This is a genomic window from Streptomyces sp. NPDC091416, assembly GCF_044756845.1.
Taxonomy (GTDB): Bacteria; Actinomycetota; Actinomycetes; order Streptomycetales; family Streptomycetaceae; genus Streptomyces.
Window position 1 is genome coordinate 19338 of sequence record NZ_JBIVTU010000022.1, and the last position, 14074, is coordinate 33411.

At 70.2% G+C, this 14074-nt stretch carries 19 protein-coding genes, 1 tRNA gene and 1 pseudogene; all 21 read right to left on the reverse strand.

The window, feature by feature from the left end:
• Window positions 1–143: 143 nt before the first annotated feature.
• Window positions 144–428, reverse strand: a complete 285-nt coding sequence (locus ACIQMX_RS38705) for a hypothetical protein (protein ID WP_402485360.1) — start codon at window positions 426–428, stop codon at window positions 144–146.
• A 74-nt stretch (window positions 429–502) separates the two neighbouring features.
• A tRNA-Ile gene (locus tag ACIQMX_RS38710) sits at window positions 503–575 on the reverse strand.
• A 178-nt stretch (window positions 576–753) separates the two neighbouring features.
• Window positions 754–891, reverse strand: coding sequence for a hypothetical protein (locus tag ACIQMX_RS38715; protein ID WP_402485363.1), 138 nt, complete (start codon window positions 889–891; stop codon window positions 754–756).
• Window positions 878–1462 carry a hypothetical protein gene (locus ACIQMX_RS38720; protein ID WP_402485366.1) on the reverse strand — a complete coding sequence of 195 codons (585 nt, stop codon included), beginning with the start codon at window positions 1460–1462 and terminating at the stop codon, window positions 878–880. Before ACIQMX_RS38720 ends, ACIQMX_RS38715 begins: the two co-directional genes overlap by 14 nt.
• A 40-nt stretch (window positions 1463–1502) precedes the next feature.
• Complete coding sequence (locus tag ACIQMX_RS38725) at window positions 1503–1874, reverse strand: hypothetical protein (protein WP_402485369.1); 372 nt, start codon at window positions 1872–1874, stop codon at window positions 1503–1505.
• Between the two features lie 247 nt (window positions 1875–2121).
• Window positions 2122–2511 carry a hypothetical protein gene (locus tag ACIQMX_RS38730; RefSeq protein ID WP_402485372.1) on the reverse strand — a complete coding sequence of 130 codons (390 nt, stop codon included), beginning with the start codon at window positions 2509–2511 and terminating at the stop codon, window positions 2122–2124.
• 74 nt (window positions 2512–2585) lie between these two features.
• A complete protein-coding gene (locus tag ACIQMX_RS38735; protein WP_402485375.1) occupies window positions 2586–3677 on the reverse strand; it encodes a phosphoadenosine phosphosulfate reductase family protein in 1092 nt (363 codons plus the stop codon).
• A gap of 95 nt (window positions 3678–3772) precedes the next feature.
• A complete protein-coding gene (locus tag ACIQMX_RS38740) occupies window positions 3773–4357 on the reverse strand; it encodes a hypothetical protein (RefSeq protein ID WP_402485377.1) in 585 nt (194 codons plus the stop codon).
• A 45-nt stretch (window positions 4358–4402) separates the two neighbouring features.
• A complete protein-coding gene (locus ACIQMX_RS38745; protein ID WP_402485378.1) occupies window positions 4403–5113 on the reverse strand; it encodes a hypothetical protein in 711 nt (236 codons plus the stop codon).
• A gap of 93 nt (window positions 5114–5206) precedes the next feature.
• Entirely contained in the window at window positions 5207–5638 is a 432-nt protein-coding gene (locus ACIQMX_RS38750; protein WP_402485381.1) for a hypothetical protein, read from the reverse strand.
• Window positions 5639–5753: 115 nt separating this feature from the next.
• Window positions 5754–6617 (reverse strand): N-6 DNA methylase, encoded by an 864-nt coding sequence (locus tag ACIQMX_RS38755; RefSeq protein ID WP_402485383.1) that lies wholly within the window; start codon window positions 6615–6617, stop codon window positions 5754–5756.
• Window positions 6618–6628: 11 nt separating this feature from the next.
• Complete coding sequence (locus ACIQMX_RS38760) at window positions 6629–7693, reverse strand: N-6 DNA methylase (protein ID WP_402485386.1); 1065 nt, start codon at window positions 7691–7693, stop codon at window positions 6629–6631.
• Window positions 7694–7747: 54 nt separating this feature from the next.
• Window positions 7748–8416: a hypothetical protein gene (locus tag ACIQMX_RS38765; RefSeq protein ID WP_402485389.1), complete on the reverse strand. Its 669-nt coding sequence runs from the start codon at window positions 8414–8416 to the stop codon at window positions 7748–7750.
• A gap of 133 nt (window positions 8417–8549) precedes the next feature.
• Window positions 8550–9347, reverse strand: coding sequence for a YgjP-like metallopeptidase domain-containing protein (locus tag ACIQMX_RS38770; RefSeq protein WP_402485392.1), 798 nt, complete (start codon window positions 9345–9347; stop codon window positions 8550–8552).
• A gap of 334 nt (window positions 9348–9681) precedes the next feature.
• Window positions 9682–10014 carry a hypothetical protein gene (locus ACIQMX_RS38775; protein WP_402485395.1) on the reverse strand — a complete coding sequence of 111 codons (333 nt, stop codon included), beginning with the start codon at window positions 10012–10014 and terminating at the stop codon, window positions 9682–9684.
• Window positions 10011–10310 (reverse strand): hypothetical protein, encoded by a 300-nt coding sequence (locus ACIQMX_RS38780; protein WP_402485398.1) that lies wholly within the window; start codon window positions 10308–10310, stop codon window positions 10011–10013. The genes ACIQMX_RS38775 and ACIQMX_RS38780 overlap by 4 nt, the downstream gene beginning before the upstream one ends.
• Before the next feature lie 102 nt (window positions 10311–10412).
• Window positions 10413–11708, reverse strand: a complete 1296-nt coding sequence (locus ACIQMX_RS38785; protein ID WP_402485401.1) for an Eco57I restriction-modification methylase domain-containing protein — start codon at window positions 11706–11708, stop codon at window positions 10413–10415.
• Window positions 11709–11750: 42 nt separating this feature from the next.
• Window positions 11751–11912 (reverse strand): hypothetical protein, encoded by a 162-nt coding sequence (locus ACIQMX_RS38790; protein WP_402485403.1) that lies wholly within the window; start codon window positions 11910–11912, stop codon window positions 11751–11753.
• Between the two features lie 49 nt (window positions 11913–11961).
• Window positions 11962–12696: a hypothetical protein gene (locus ACIQMX_RS38795; protein WP_402485406.1), complete on the reverse strand. Its 735-nt coding sequence runs from the start codon at window positions 12694–12696 to the stop codon at window positions 11962–11964.
• 224 nt (window positions 12697–12920) lie between these two features.
• Window positions 12921–13685 carry a hypothetical protein gene (locus ACIQMX_RS38800; protein ID WP_402485409.1) on the reverse strand — a complete coding sequence of 255 codons (765 nt, stop codon included), beginning with the start codon at window positions 13683–13685 and terminating at the stop codon, window positions 12921–12923.
• A gap of 36 nt (window positions 13686–13721) precedes the next feature.
• Window positions 13722–14074 (reverse strand): annotated as a pseudogene (locus ACIQMX_RS38805) (hypothetical protein); the annotation flags it as partial.

Consider the following 14074-nt stretch of genomic DNA (forward strand, 5'->3'; position numbering starts at 1 on the left):
CGCACCAGCAGATGTGACGGCTGCCCAGCGTGGGCCCCAGGGTGGCTGTCTCACGGTTGTCACGATGTCGGACGCGGCGGTACTTGGCGTGCCGGGACTGCTCCGCTGCTCTCGCCGCACGGGCCCTCTTCGGCAGCATCCTCCTATCCGAAGTGCCGCTCGACGGCCGCGACGTGGTCGTTGTCGGCCAGCCAGGAGCGCGCGTCCTGCGCGGTGATGACCTCGTAGACCAGCTGCGCACCCGTACCGGTGTTGCCGTGCGCGAGGAGCCACTGCTTCTGCTCGGGTGCCCAGTACAGGTTCGGGGTCAGTTCCATGCTGCCGAAGTCCTTCATGACCCCCTCGAACTCCACGATGCCTTCCGGTGAGAAGACGCCGTGCAACAGCGACCCGGTGGCGGGGTCCTTGACGACGTACGGGATCAACATGGTGGTGCGCCTCCTGAGCCGAGACCGCGGACTCGGCTGCCGCGGCAAGGGCGATGTGCGTGGTGTGCGTTGCGTAGCGCTGGCGGGACTCGAACCCGCGACCCAGGACTTATAGGATCCGCGCTCTACCAACTGAGCTACAGCGCCGAGAGTTTGACGGCCCCGTACCCGGCGGGGGGGGTGTCTCTATGTCCTTCGTCAAGGACGTGGTGCCTGGTTTGCGTGTGGTTGGGGTGGTCAGGCGGCGAGGGTGATGGTGGGGGTTCTGGATTGGTGATGACGGTGATGGTGAACGTACCGCTGGCGAGCGTACGGCGGGCGAGTGTCACGGGGCGGCGTTCCTCAGGGCGGTGCGGGGGTGGGGCAGAGTGGACGGGGTGGGCGGGGCCGCGCCGTTGTGCGCGAGCGTCCCGTCGGGGGTCAGCGGGTCGCGGGACCGGTCGAGCACCTCAGGTGCCTGCACGGGGCGGCGCGTCGCGCCGCGGCAGGTGTCCGCCCGCTTCGGGCGGTGCGGCTGGGCATTCCGGCTGCCGACCGCGCTGGGGCCGACGGCACGGGTCCGGCTCCGAGCCGTCGTCGGGGTGGGTGGTGTGGTGCTTCGCCTCGGCGACCATGGCCCCGAGGGGGGTGCGGAACGGAATCCCGTCACCGGAGGCGGGCTCTCGCCGTTCGTCGCGGAACTCGATGAGCAAGAGCCGCGCCAGGGTCTGCTGCGTCGGCCACGGCACCCCGCGGGCAAGCCGACCGTCGGGGCCGACCTCTGCCGTCAGGGCCTGGATCTGGGCCTTGTTGAGGGCGGCGCGCCGGCCTGCGGCAGTGATGATGAACGGGCGGGAGTCATCGGCGCGGTTCAGGTCCTCCAGGGCGGCTTGGCCGTCGAGGACGTAGCCGTCGGTGTCATTGCGATAGGCGTACTTCTCCGTCACGAACAGGCGCAGCAGCCTCGGGCCGACCTTGGGCAGGTGACCGTGAGGGTGCACGGACGCCGAACGCAGACGAGCGACGGCCGCTGCGGTGAGCGGGGTGGGGGGCATGGGGAACTCCCGGATGTCGGGGTGGAACGGGGGCGCCGCGTCAGCGGAGCCTGAGTCGTGGGGCGTAGTGTCGGCCCACATCGCCCCACGGGATCTCGGCACCTGCCCGCCGGGCCTGTTTCAGAAGGCCCTTCAGGGTGCGCTTCTTGGAGTCCGCGTGGACGCCGAGGTGGGGACGCGTGATGCGCTTGGGCAGCCGGTCCAGCGGCCACTCCCACACGAGGTGGTCGGGGTACTTCGGGCTCCGGCGGCGGTCCAGGGGGCCGACCGTCCGGCGGCCCTCCGCCGTGTGGACGGTCAGGGTGTTGACGCAGAGGTACTTGCCGTCGGGGAAGAGTTCCGCGACGACGGCACAGACCGCGTCGAGAACCTCCGGGGTGGTCTCCCTGAGAGCGATGCGGGCGGCGTCCATCGTGCTGATGGCATCTATCTCTGGCTCTGGCTCTGGGGTGTTCAACGGCACTTCCGGGGGATGTCAGCTCTGGGGCAGAGTGCGCCAGCGCGTGTGATGGCGTCGGCCGCCCGGCGTACTCACCAGCGGCACTCACAGCATACTGCCATAATTCCAATTATGCAATGACGGGGAGTGCTTGTCGGTGACAACTGGCCACGACGTGGCGGAGTGGCCGGGGCGCCTGCGCGCCCCGGCCGCCCTCGAGTCACTCGTTGATCCGTTCCACTTCGGTGTGGCCGCGGTCCTCGTCCGCCTGCGCGATCCGCTGAGCTTCGAAGATCGCCTCCACGGGGTGGGCCCACACCGCGTGTTCGAGCATGTGGGCCCGGTCGTCGACGACGATCCAGCCGCTGTCGTCCCAGGCGAACGTCGTGAGGCCTGCTCCAAGACGGTGCAGCGCCCACTGCCACGGCGAGTTGGGGCCGTTTCGGTGCCGGGAGACGGTGAGGTCCCGGAGTGCGCCGCTGGGCCGGCAGGGGATCCTGAACTCCGGAGCGAGGTCCAGCAGGGCGAGGTAGAGCCGCTCACGCTGCTCCCCGTCGGCCGGGACGCTCTGCTGCATCGGTCCCGAGCGGGCAGGAAGGTGCGAGGTCATGGGAGTGGCTCCCCTGTGTCGTGGGCTATGAGGGCTGACCGAGCCGGTTGCGGCCGGCCCGGACGGTGGGCAGATCAGGCGACCAGGCCGTACAGCACGGCCTGGCGTGCGCGGTACTTCGTCGTCACCGCCCGGCCGACATGTGCCGCCATCGCCGTACCTGCCGGCGGCCGCGCGGCGGGACCCTCGGTCGCCTCCAGGGCTTCGGCACGCCGGATGATCTCCCGCATCGAGAGGCCCTTCTTGAAGTCGGCGCCGATCTTGGTCTCCGTCCGGGCGAATGCCGCGGCGAGCTCCGGTACGCGTCGGGCCCCGTTCACAAGGTCGCCGTTACACCCGAGGACGCAGAAAACGCAGCTCAGGCGGCGGTTTCCCCAGTCATAGGCCGGGTGGTACGGCAAGCGGGAGCGGGCGATCTCCCGCCACACTTTCCGGTCGTTCCACGTATGGACAGGCCGCCACGTCGTGATGTGTCGTCGGCCGTTGCTTGCCCTGCGGTCGATTTCCACCTCGGCGAGCTTGGCCCGCTGGGTGCTCTCGGCCGCGCGCTGTCCGATGCACGCCAAGATCCGTACGGGGCGTCCCAGGTGAGCGAGCTCGTCGGTGAGCCGGGTGTACAGGGTGTGGATCGGCCCCCGCTTTTCGCCGCTCGTGCACCAGCGTGCCGAGCTCGACGGCCAGGCCGGCGCGACCTCGGCCTGCGCCGGGTCCTCGCCGCGCTCGAGAGCTTCCTTCTCCGCCTTCGCCTTCAGCTTGCCGTGACGGGTCTCAACTCGGTCGAGGAAGTCGTGGCCGGATGACACCACCTCGAACCGGCGGACGCCGCAGAGGCGCGCCTGGAGCTCGGCGAGGTCGCGGGTGCCTGCCCACTCGGCACGGCCCAGGTCGGCATGCACGACGACCACCTTGTGCAGCACGCCCAGGGCCTTCGCGCGGCGGACGACGTACGAGAGCATCGCCTGGCTGTCTTTCCCGCCCGAGGACGAGACGACAACCCAGTCCGCATCCAAGAGCAGCTCGTCGGGAACGGTCGTCGACGGCGTGAACGGCACGGACGGGTGCACGGCCCGCTTGCGCTTGCGCTTCGGTCTGGGCGCCGGAACAACCAGGACGTGTGCCGAGGCCTGCGGGATCTCTGGGCTGCTGGGGCTGAAGAGGGTGTCCATCTGCTTGGCGGACCGTCCTTGATGTCGGTGTGCGCGGCGGGGCCGGTGCGCGGCCTGCCTACCCGGTGCCGGTGGTCGAGCGGGAGCGGAGGGTCTCATCGCCCCGGGTGGGGGCGATGAGACGGAGGAGCGCAACGGCAGCTCGGCACTGCGGACGCGGGCGGCACCGCGCATCCGAACCAGCCCCCGCAGCCGTCATGTCCCGCTTCCCGAGCGGCGGCCTGGGGCCCGCAGCCCGGCTCCCACGAGAGGTGGATGACCGCCGGACGCTCACCGGGTTCGTACGCGAAGTGCCACCTCAAGCCGGCCCCGTCCGTGACGCGGCGGCGGCCTGCGCGGCCCGCGGGAGGGCCGGGCTCAACCGCGGTGCTGCGAGCGTAGGCGGCCTCGACCACCTTCGTGCCGGTCGAGCGGGTGAATTCGGTGCCCAGCACGTCCCGGGCGAAGCGGCGCAGCACCAGGGTGGTGAAGCGGGTGGGAAGGCCGTCCTGCAGTGCAAGGACCCAGCCCTTGTCGCTGCGGCGACGGCGGGGCACTCCCGCCTTCGACGTGCGCGATCCGCTTGTGCGGGGTGCGGACGGGCGGGGTGAGGCCGCGGCGGGCTCGTGGCGGGAGCAGCGGGTGTCGCCCGTGAGCGGGGCGAGAGCGGCCAGGGAGGAGGGATTCGGTCGGTCGAGCATGTGTGGTCCTTGCGGGGCGGAAGAGCGGAGCGAAGGGGCGGTGCCCTAGCCGGCGGTTCGGCCGTCAATGCTGAACACCAGGTGGTCAGGCGGGAGTTCGTCGAGGTAGCTGTTGGCCAGGGACAGGTAGCGCGTGGCGCCGGTTTCGTCGACGTCGTCGGGGTGGATGAAGGACGGGTCGATGTGGAGGGCCCCGTCGACCGTCAGGAGAAGATCACCGGGAACGGCGCGCTGCCGAGCACGTTCGACGAACGCGTCGTGGTCCAGAGCGACCAGGGCGGCAGTCTCGGCATCTCGGCGGCGGCGCGACCGCGGCGCATCGAGCTCGGTGAGGAGTCGGAGCTGCGGCTGGGCGTGGAACTCCCCTCGCGCCCGGGCCAGCTCCTGCGGGTGGTGCTGGACGAAGGACGCGAGGGAAGTGGCCGGGGGCATGGCGGCCGTAGCACTGCTCCATGTCCGGTGGAGCACGGAGGCCTGCGCGGCGCGGGACGTGCGCATCGCGGCAAAGTCCAGGGAGCTTCGACGGCCGCCGCTGCCCGACGGGATGTGGGACTGGCGTACTCGCGGGCACTGGGCGAGGTGCTCGTCGTCCGGCGGAGTGCCCGTACGCGCGGCCAGGTGGGCGTCGTACCGCCCGTAGGCGGTCCAGGTGTAGAGGTCTTCGGGGAACGGTGCGACAGCCTGGTCGATCGCGTCCGCCCAGTCGTGCGGGTCGTTCAGGGGAGGGAGGCAGACGAGGGTGTGCCGGGAGGCCATGAGTTCCTGCGTGGGTGAAGGGGCAGCGGCGGGCACGTCGGTCCACTCTTCCTGCCCGTGGGGCTGTGTCGCTGGGGGTGGGCGTGCTGCGGCTCAGGGGAGCTGGAGGTAGAGCTCCTCACCGGCGGCGAGAGAGCCCAGGGCGGCGTTGGTGAGTCCGCGCAGAATCAGCTCCGCCTTCGGCTTGAGGTCCGCCGGCACCACGAGCTGTTCGCGCCACTCCCGTCCGCGCCGGGACGCCAGCGGCACATACAGCGCATCCACGCTGTAGCGGACCGGCTGGGGCCGGGACGGGGTCGGCTCGAACGTGGCCGCGCGGACGACGAGTTGTCGGGCGCGGGCGTCTTCCCGTGCCCGGACTTCGTCGATGACCGGAGTGAGCAGCCGGGCGAGCCGCGTCAGTTCGAGTTGGGTGAGGCGCTCGTGAGCGGCGGTCAGGATCTCGTGGACGGCGTAGTCGTCTTGGAGACGGCTGATCTGATCGAGGATCGGACGGACGTCGACGGGGCCGGGCAGGGTCGTCATCGGGGAACCTTCCTTGGTGTGCGGGCGTACGCGGAGGCGCCAGCGGCGGGATGATCGGGGCTCACAGGACCTCAGCGACACCATCACCGTACATCTCTAAATCCAATTATGCAATCTAGGTTTGTGGGGGTGGACTGCTCAGGAACGCATCCCGACGGGCGATCGCCTCGGCGCGCTCCCGGTGCGCCTGCGCCAGGCCGCTGTCGCCGGCGAGGGCGTCCGCGCAGGCGATCAGCACGTCGGGTCCCAGCCGCCACAACAGGCTGTTCGCACCGAGCGCGGCCACGGTGAGCGGGTCGATCTCGGCGCCGACCCACCGGTACTGCGCGGCATCCCGTCCCTGGTCGCGCAGCAGCCGGGCCTGCGCCCGCCACATGGCCGCCGAGCCCGCCGACGTCTCTCCGATGACTGTGCCCGGCGGGAGGTCCCCGGCGAAGTACTCGACCATGTGATCGGTGACGACGTCCGGCGTATGGAACGCGCCGCGGCGGCTCTTCTCCCCGCGGTTGCCCAGGGCCTGCAGCAGCCGGCCCAGCAGATCGGTCGCCAGATAGCGTTCCGGAGCGGCCCCCCACTCGAGGATGCCGCCCTTGAACAGGTGGTGCGTCATCTCGGTCACGGCCTCCGCGGTCTGCCGGGGCGGGTCGGCGAGCCATCGCCACAGCAGGGCGGACCGTTCCACGAGGTACGGATGGCTCTGCCACAGGTGGGCCCACGTCTGTCGCAGCACCGTGACGAGATCGTCCGGGTCCAGCGCGGCGACGTCGTGAGCGAGTTCCGGGCTCTGCGCGTCGGCCAGCGGGAGCAGGGCGAGTGCCGCCGTGGTGCCCAGGGGGATCTCCAGCGACGACGAGGAGGGCCACAGCGCCGTGATCGTGCCGAGGAGACGCCGGGCATGTTCGGCGGGCTCCTCGGGGAGGAACGCCCGACGGGCATGTGCGGACGGAAGCCAGGTCACATCGCGCGGGCGGGCGGACATGGTGTTCCTGTTCATGCGGCGCGGGCGGAGACGAGGGCTTCGACCATGTCGAACGCGTCGGCGGTCGCCTTGGCGAAGGCAGCGGTTTCGCGAAGCCGGTCTCGGTGGGCCTGCATCGTGCGCTGGTGGGCGAAGGCCTTCGAGCTCAGGTCGCCTTCGGCCAGGGTGTCGCCCACCGCGACGACCGCCTTGGGGCCCAGGTCCCACACGATGGTGTTGACCGCTGCTCCGGCGGCCGCGATCGAGTCGAGCTCCTGCATGACCCACTTGTGCTTGTGCGGGTTCTCGCTGCGTTCGCGCATGGCCTGCACCATGGAGCGGAACATGCCGCCGGTGCCCGCAGCCGGCTCGCCGAACGCCTGTTCCCGCCCCCCGTCGCCATCGGTCCCCGGTGAGCCGTCGTACACGAGGCGGGCCATCAGGTCGGCGACCTCTGGAGGCGTGTGGTGTTCGCCCAGGCCGCAGCGTGAACTGTGGTGCCGCAGGCTGGTGATGGTCCATGACATGAGGTCGATGTCGGAGCGGTAGTAGGGATCCTTGTCACCGGTGTACTGGAGCACGCCGGCACGCAGCGCGGCTCGGGTGACGGCGGCGACGCCGCGCAGAGCCTGCTCGTCGAGGTCCTCCTCCGTCCAGCGGAAGATCGGCGCTGCCACGTCCATGAGGTCCGGGCGCAGCATCCACGTTGCGGCGTACACCTCGGCGTAGCCCTTGACGAGCACGCGAGGGGGTTGCGCGGCGATGTAGTTGGAGAGCTGGCCGGCGTGGAGGGCGCCCGGGGACTTGATGGGCCACAGGGCCAGGGCCGCGACCACGCCCGCCGGAACGTCCATGCGGCTGCTGCCGCAGCTGCGGTACCAGGCGTCGGCGACGGAGTCTCCGAAGCCGGAGCCGCGGCGGCGTGAGATCGGGAAGGGCGGGCAGTCGGCAGTGCCGGCGTGCCGAGCACATCCCGGATCACCGCACCCGGCGGCGTCGGACTGCGCAGAGGCGGCCGGGACCAAGGCCACCGGCGTGGGCTGTCGGGCGGAGGCGAGCGCTGCCGCGAGGCGGGTGGAGATGTCGGATGGTGCCATGGGTGGGCTGTCTTTCGTACGTGGTGCTGGGGGACCGTGTGGTCGGCGCAGTGCTCAGCGGGGGCCGATGGGGAGCCGGGTGGCGGGCGCGATCGTCGGCCACACGAGCGTGTCGGGTTCGACGTGGGCGCGCTGGCCGCTGAAGTGGCGCCGGGCTGTGAGCTCGGCGTCGTCGGCGCGTGCCGCTGTGATCTCGTACGACGAGAGGCCGCTGGCGTAGAGCACGTTGTAGAGCGCGTCGTAGGCCGCGGCGTCTTCGTCCGGAGTGCGGTAGACGGCGAGCAGGGCCATCCGGTGTCCGTGGTCGGCGAAGGCGACCGTCCACGCGTCGAGGGCCGCCGGCGGGTACGCGCCGGCGCGTACCTCATCGAGGGTCCGGGCGAAGTCCGCGGCGTCGGCGGTGGTGTGCTCTTGCCAGGGAAGAATTCCGTGGCCCAGGGCATAGCGCCCTTCGGCGTCCGGCCGGCAGAGTTCCAGGACCTGCGCCGGAGTGCCGGGGCCGAGGATCTCGATGGCCTCGTTGCTGAGGAGGAGGCTGAAATCGCGCGCATGGCCGGGTAGGAGGTCGGCCGTGATGCGGTGCGCGACCTCGCGGGCGAAGCGGGGCAGCGTCATTCCGTCGCGCCGATGGCCGAGGACTTCGGCCGGGTACGGCCCGGAGCCGTCGAGGGTGATGGAGGAAGGGAACCATTCGGCCGGCCGGCCGGAAGGCTGGGTGTGCATGCCGCTGTATTTCTGCGTTGAAGTAGCGCGCCGGGGGCGCGACGGGCTGAGGCGGCGACAGTTCGGCCGCTCCGTGAGCGCCGTGATCCGCTAACGAACATCTAGACTACATCCATAATTCCAGTTATGCATTCTATGGGGTGGTGCCGATCCACAGGAATCGGTACGCCGCCCTGAACTGCTCGTGACGGATCAGCGCGTCAGGCATGACGCGCAGCAGCCGGGTCCGGAATTCGGGTCCGTGCGAACGGCCCCGAGGACGCGTCCCGTGGACCAGCTCGTGCACCAGGACGTACTCCAGAAGAACCGGCGGCAGCTGGAAGACCGCCCAGTGCAAGGTCAACTGATGGGCGCTTTCCTGGTAGATGGCCCCGTTGCACCGGCCGAGGTCGCGCACCTCCAGCCGCGGGAGCGGACGCCGGGTGCGCAGGCGCGCCCAGTGCGCCGGCGCCGCGCCTTCCAGCCAGGCCCGGCCGGCCCGCGCGTACCAGTCGATAATCGGCTGCGCGCCGCACCGTTCAAGGTCGCCGCGGTGGACTACAAGCAGCCCGGTTCCGTCCTCCTGCTGCCTCATGTGGACCGGGACGGGCGTGTCGACCAGGTGGAGCCGGACGCTGTGGCCCAGCCAGAACAGCTCGCAGCCGTCCGTCAGGCGCCTGTCCGGATGCCGGGGCGCCCTCGTGGCCATCTGCCGGGCGTGATCCGCCAGGCGTGAAGCGTTCAGTCGGACGAACTGGGTGATCTCGGCGGCCGTGGACGTCGGCAGGATGCGCACGACCCGTCGCCCGTCCGGTCGCGTCGTTACCGCGTGCGTAGTGCGCCGGCGGGACACCACGACGTCGAAGGAGGCGGAGGTGAGGATCCCGTCGGCCTCCAGGGCCGCGGTGATGGTTCGGATGAGGACCTCGTCCGAGAGGTCGGTCGGATGCATGAAGAGGGGCTCCTTCGGCCGGCGCACCTGCTGGCACCGTGCCGGGATGGCAGTCAACGGGCAACACGCGAGGCCCCGGCGGGAGCTGAGCTCGCTGCCAGGGCCGTTCAGTCGGGAAATGCTGGGGTCGGATCGGACCTTGCTCCTCCAGGGGCACATCAGAGAGCTGTGACAGGACCGAGCGGGACGTAGGCCGCTCGGCCGGCGGCGGCTCCGCCCGGTGACGACGGCCGCCCGGGGGCACCCACCAACAGGCGGGTGCCCCCGGCCGGCCCCCGCTCGCGTGGCGTCGCTGCGGATTGCCGGTCGGCCCCGCCGGGAGCGCCGGGAGGGGTCATGCCGCTCGTGCACCGGCGTCGGTCTGCACCCCGGGTGCCTCCTCGAAGGCGACACACGCCGGCGTCTCCTTGTAGAGGTCGGGACCGCCGTTCCGCCGCCCGACGCCGATGAGCAGACCGCACTTCAAGTGCTCGGACTGATCTCCGAGTCGCTTGACCCTCAGGTGAACGCAGCCTCCACAGGCGGCGAGCGGACGCCCAGTTGCCGGGTGAGTGCCGGCTTCCAGGGACTGACGTATGAAGCCGCGCCCACGTCCGCGCCTGGTGCGGCTGTCGTCGGAATCCGTGTGCTGCGTCGAGGAGTTGGTGGTCGTGGACGAAGAGGTCATGTCGAGTCCTCGGAGTTGTTGGGGGCAGGCGACGGCGGGTGCGGCCACCTCCAGGAGGCAGCGGCGAGTGCGAGCGTCGCGCTGCTGACGATGGCGACGCTGTACGCCGAGTGCATCGCGGTGCGCGCCAGAAAGTCGACGACGGCCATGCCGGTTGAGGTGATCCCGGTGGCGGCCTGGGCCGTCATACCGGCTCCGGTGGCGGCAGCTGCCGTCACCGCCAGCCCCGAGATGGTCCGGCGCGAGGTGCCGGCGCGTGCCGGTACGGGTGCGGATTGCGGAAGGCGGTCGGGCATGGTTCTCCGGGTGAGGGGTGCCACGGCGCCGTGCACCGTGCCGTTCTAGGTGGTGCGGTGTGAAGCCGACGCTGTAGCTCAATTCTACTTGGATAATTCCAATTATGCAATATTATCACGCTGGGCGAGGGCCTTCTTCAGTCGGTTCTCGGCGAGCCTGTACCGGACTGCCTCGGCGATCGCCGACCACACCTTGCCCCGGGCCGGGTCCGTGGGAATGGTCGGCTCGCCCCGTACGCCCCGCACCGTGATCACCGTGTCGCCCTGCGGCGGGCGCACGCGATGGCACAGGATGACCGTTGGCGTGCCATGGCCCGGGATGTAGGCACCGGAGGTGTCGATGACCCACTGCATGTCGAACTGGGGCAGGTATTCGGTGACGAACCTGCGGCCGAACTCCCTTTTCATGAAAGCGTTCGAGGTCAGCTGGGCGACGTGCCCGCCGGGGACCGCGAGGGAGAACATGAGCTCGCAGAACGGCAGCGCCAGGGGGAACTTCCCTGCTGCCACGCGCGGATACGCCTTGCGGATCAGGTCCCGCTGTCGAGCGTCGGCCACCGTGATGTAGGGCGGATTGCCGACGACGCAGTGGTACTGACCTGGCGCGAGCAGAGGCTCGTCACGGGCCAGCAGGGAGTTCGCGCAGGCCACATGCGCCGGCCACGAGGGCGGGAGCTGGTCGATGCGGGAGTGGAGGATGGCGGCGCTGGTGGCGAGCAGCCGGTATCGGGCGAGGAGCGCCGCGTAGGGGTCCAGGTCGACGCCGCGGACAGTCTGCAGAGCCCGCTCGATCGAGGCCTGTGTGCCGGGCAGCGCCCCGGTCCCGCGGCCGCGGCGGCGGTAGACGCGTGCGAAGTGGAAGGCGCTGAGCAGGATGTGGCCCGTGCCGCAGGCCGGGTCGATCATGCGGACGTTCTGGGGGCCGACCTCGTCGGTCGCCGGCTCCAGTGAGAGCTCCAGGAGGAGTTCGGCGATCCACGGCGGGGTCTGGCAGAGGGCTCTCGACCTGCGGGCGTCGCGCGAGAGCGCCTGATAGGCGTCACCGAGCCGGTAGCCGTCGACTCGGTGCGGCCCGTCATGGACGGCGGCACCTGCTTCCCAGAATTCGGCAAGGGCTGTCCAGGAGGTCGTGTTGAGCGGTGCGGACCAGAGCGGCACAGCCTGCGGGTCGAGGAAGCCGGAGAGCGCGGGGTGAGCACCGGCCAGCTCGTCCAGAACCCGGCGCACGGCATCGGGCGATGCTGGCGCTTCGGACGCGGCGACCAGGCCGTGCCGGACGCCGTGGTGGGCGACTGCGGTCGCATGCGCCCAGGAGACCGCCGCCGCGTTGCCGACGTCGTCGGCGACGAGCTGGACGAGACGCTCGTAGGAGCGGGATAAGGGAGGAGTGCTGTTCATGCTGTTGCGATCCAGGACGAGACGGGCAGGCGATGGTGGTCTTCAGAGCAACTCGTCGAGGATGAACCGTCCGAGCCAGACGAGGACCAGGACCGTCACCCCCAGGGCGATCGCGACTTCGGCGTCGCCGGTGGCATACCAGATGACGACGGTGACGGGCGTGCCGAGGGCAAGGCCGAGAAGAAAACGGCGTGAGGTGCGCATCGTGATTCCTTGAAGAGCGGGCCGAGGGCCGCGCAAGAGGGAGGGCTGCTCACCGAGAGACGAGCAGGGCGCCGTCGGGCTGGACGGCCGCCTCCATGCCCTCGCCGCGAAGGAGCGCCGAGCACAAGAGGCGTACCCCGCCGGTGATCCAGGCGGGATGCTGGTGATCGGACCGTGCCTCCTCGTCCGGAGACCACCACGTGACCTCTACACGCTCGCGGAGGCTCTCCACGAGGACTCCACTTCCTTGGAAGGAGCGGCGATCGGCGAGGTGGACATGTGGGGCCAGCACGGTGAGCACTTCGTGCCGAAGCGCTTCCGCGGTCGCCTCGGAGGAGGAAGGGCCTGTGACGGGGCGGTAGACGGTGTGTTCGTGGGCGTCCCGTGCGATCACGACGGTTCGTCCGGGACCTGTCAGGCTCCGCCGGCGGCCGGCGGCCACGCAGAAGTCGCGCACGCTACGCCCGCGTACGGTTGGGAGGCGCCACGGGCTGGAGTCCGCCGCGTAGTGCTCGTCCGCCACCAGGGACATGGCGTGTGCCACATCGCGCACACGCTCGGCGATCTCGCCCGCGCCCAGGTCGTGTCCGGCGGCGTAGTGCCACAGGGCGGCGACTGCCCGGGCCGCCGAGAACATGCCGGAGGCGTGCACCGTGCTGTCTCTGATGAGCCAGTCGATGACCTGCCCCGTGTACGGCGCCGAGAACGGGGCGCCTTCGAGAAGTTCCAAGAACTCCCGGGCTTCGGACTCGTCGGTATCAGGGAGACGAGGGTCTGACTGCATCGCAGACCTCCTCGGTTGGGGGATGCCGTTGCAGATCGCGCACCAGTACCCCCGTGGTACCTGGTCCGCATCGAACGGGAGAGGTTCACCCGCCGACACCCCAAAACTACATCGATATATCCAATTAAGCAACATGGCGATAGGGGGGTTGCATGCTGCGTAGCACGCTCGGACGGGTAACAGGAGGCTGCGCCCCCGGAGACCTCGACCACACCGCCGATTCCCTAGCTCTCTGCGGCCTTCTTATCCGTCTGCGACTTACCTCGCGTCAGGCGTTGGCGGATTTCCTGGTAAATCGTCTCCCGGAACCACATCGGCTCAAATACCTCCGGACGCTTACGGTCGCCCGGGCGCCGGTCGGGAGAGGCAATCTGCTTTCGCAGGAGGTACGACTGCATGGTCCGCCGTGAAGCAGGTTTTCCGCTGATCGAGTTCCCGCGGATTACGCCGTACTCGGTGATGTTCAGCAGATCCTTGGGATCTCCTGGGGGAAGAGGCTTCGCGTACTGCGGCTCGCCACCTGTGTAGGCCGCCCACACGCGGGGTCGGTGAATGCGAACCCACGCATCCACCGCCGTCGCCTCCCAACGACCGTCTGCCAAGGGGGGCGGGAAAGCGGTCGCCACGACCTTGCCGCTGGTGTCACGTCGTTCCTCGGCCTTGGTCCAGGCGTCCACGGCATTGGGGGTCATGTCGAACCGCTTGGCCATCTCGGATCGGGTCTCGGTGACCGGAGGGGGTGCGACCGCGTCCTTCTTCGCCTTGGCCGTCCGAGGAGGGGCGGGAGCCACGCCGGCCTCGGGCGTGTCCTGCTGGGGCGGCCAGTACTGCGGCCTCATGGCCTGAACCCACGCGTCGACCATGACGGTGTCCCGCAGTTCATCCTCGCCCACGGGCGGGAAGTTGACCAGCGTCGTCCAGGCGCGGACGTCCTTCGGCTTGACGCCGTACCGGGCGCTGATCCCCGCTTCGTCGATGCGGCTGGTCATGGACGTCCTCAAGGGTCGGGGCGGGAGCGTGTCGGACTACTGGTCGGACTTCGACGCGGCGGTGTCGCGCCGGCCGAGGGGCCGAAGCAGGTAGGGCATGACGGTGGCGGGCTCCCACATCGGCTGGTCGACCTCGGGCGCCTTGCCGTCATTGGGGATGCGGTCCGGGGGTGCCAGCAGGCCGCGGGAGCGGTAGGCCCGCATCGTCGACGGGGCGGTGGGCTTGGAGCGGCCCTGCTCCCGGCCGTCGAGTTCGGCGATCTGCTCCAGGGTGAGCAGGCCCGGGTTCTTCTCGACGTACCGCTGCAGGGCCTTGCTCGGCGCCCGCAGCTCCCCCTCCGCGGGCGTGGCCGACGAGGCCTTCCTGGCCTGCCGGGGCGTGGCGAGGT

Excerpts from the sequence above, each read along its gene's own strand:
- ACIQMX_RS38705 (WP_402485360.1), bottom strand. The coding sequence starts at position 428 with ATGTTGATCCCGTACGTCGTCAAGGACCCCGCCACCGGGTCGCTGTTG.
- ACIQMX_RS38720 (WP_402485366.1), bottom strand. The coding sequence starts at position 1,462 with ATGCCCCCCACCCCGCTCACCGCAGCGGCCGTCGCTCGTCTGCGTTCG.
- ACIQMX_RS38725 (WP_402485369.1), bottom strand. The coding sequence starts at position 1,874 with ATGGACGCCGCCCGCATCGCTCTCAGGGAGACCACCCCGGAGGTTCTC.
- ACIQMX_RS38730 (WP_402485372.1), bottom strand. The coding sequence starts at position 2,511 with ATGACCTCGCACCTTCCTGCCCGCTCGGGACCGATGCAGCAGAGCGTC.
- ACIQMX_RS38735 (WP_402485375.1), bottom strand. The coding sequence starts at position 3,677 with ATGGACACCCTCTTCAGCCCCAGCAGCCCAGAGATCCCGCAGGCCTCG.
- ACIQMX_RS38740 (WP_402485377.1), bottom strand. The coding sequence starts at position 4,357 with ATGCTCGACCGACCGAATCCCTCCTCCCTGGCCGCTCTCGCCCCGCTC.
- ACIQMX_RS38745 (WP_402485378.1), bottom strand. The coding sequence starts at position 5,113 with ATGGCCTCCCGGCACACCCTCGTCTGCCTCCCTCCCCTGAACGACCCG.
- ACIQMX_RS38750 (WP_402485381.1), bottom strand. The coding sequence starts at position 5,638 with ATGACGACCCTGCCCGGCCCCGTCGACGTCCGTCCGATCCTCGATCAG.
- ACIQMX_RS38755 (WP_402485383.1), bottom strand. The coding sequence starts at position 6,617 with ATGTCCGCCCGCCCGCGCGATGTGACCTGGCTTCCGTCCGCACATGCC.
- ACIQMX_RS38760 (WP_402485386.1), bottom strand. The coding sequence starts at position 7,693 with ATGGCACCATCCGACATCTCCACCCGCCTCGCGGCAGCGCTCGCCTCC.
- ACIQMX_RS38765 (WP_402485389.1), bottom strand. The coding sequence starts at position 8,416 with ATGCACACCCAGCCTTCCGGCCGGCCGGCCGAATGGTTCCCTTCCTCC.
- ACIQMX_RS38770 (WP_402485392.1), bottom strand. The coding sequence starts at position 9,347 with ATGCATCCGACCGACCTCTCGGACGAGGTCCTCATCCGAACCATCACC.
- ACIQMX_RS38775 (WP_402485395.1), bottom strand. The coding sequence starts at position 10,014 with ATGACCTCTTCGTCCACGACCACCAACTCCTCGACGCAGCACACGGAT.
- ACIQMX_RS38780 (WP_402485398.1), bottom strand. The coding sequence starts at position 10,310 with ATGCCCGACCGCCTTCCGCAATCCGCACCCGTACCGGCACGCGCCGGC.
- ACIQMX_RS38785 (WP_402485401.1), bottom strand. The coding sequence starts at position 11,708 with ATGAACAGCACTCCTCCCTTATCCCGCTCCTACGAGCGTCTCGTCCAG.
- ACIQMX_RS38790 (WP_402485403.1), bottom strand. The coding sequence starts at position 11,912 with ATGCGCACCTCACGCCGTTTTCTTCTCGGCCTTGCCCTCGGCACGCCC.
- ACIQMX_RS38795 (WP_402485406.1), bottom strand. The coding sequence starts at position 12,696 with ATGCAGTCAGACCCTCGTCTCCCTGATACCGACGAGTCCGAAGCCCGG.
- ACIQMX_RS38800 (WP_402485409.1), bottom strand. The coding sequence starts at position 13,685 with ATGACCAGCCGCATCGACGAAGCGGGGATCAGCGCCCGGTACGGCGTC.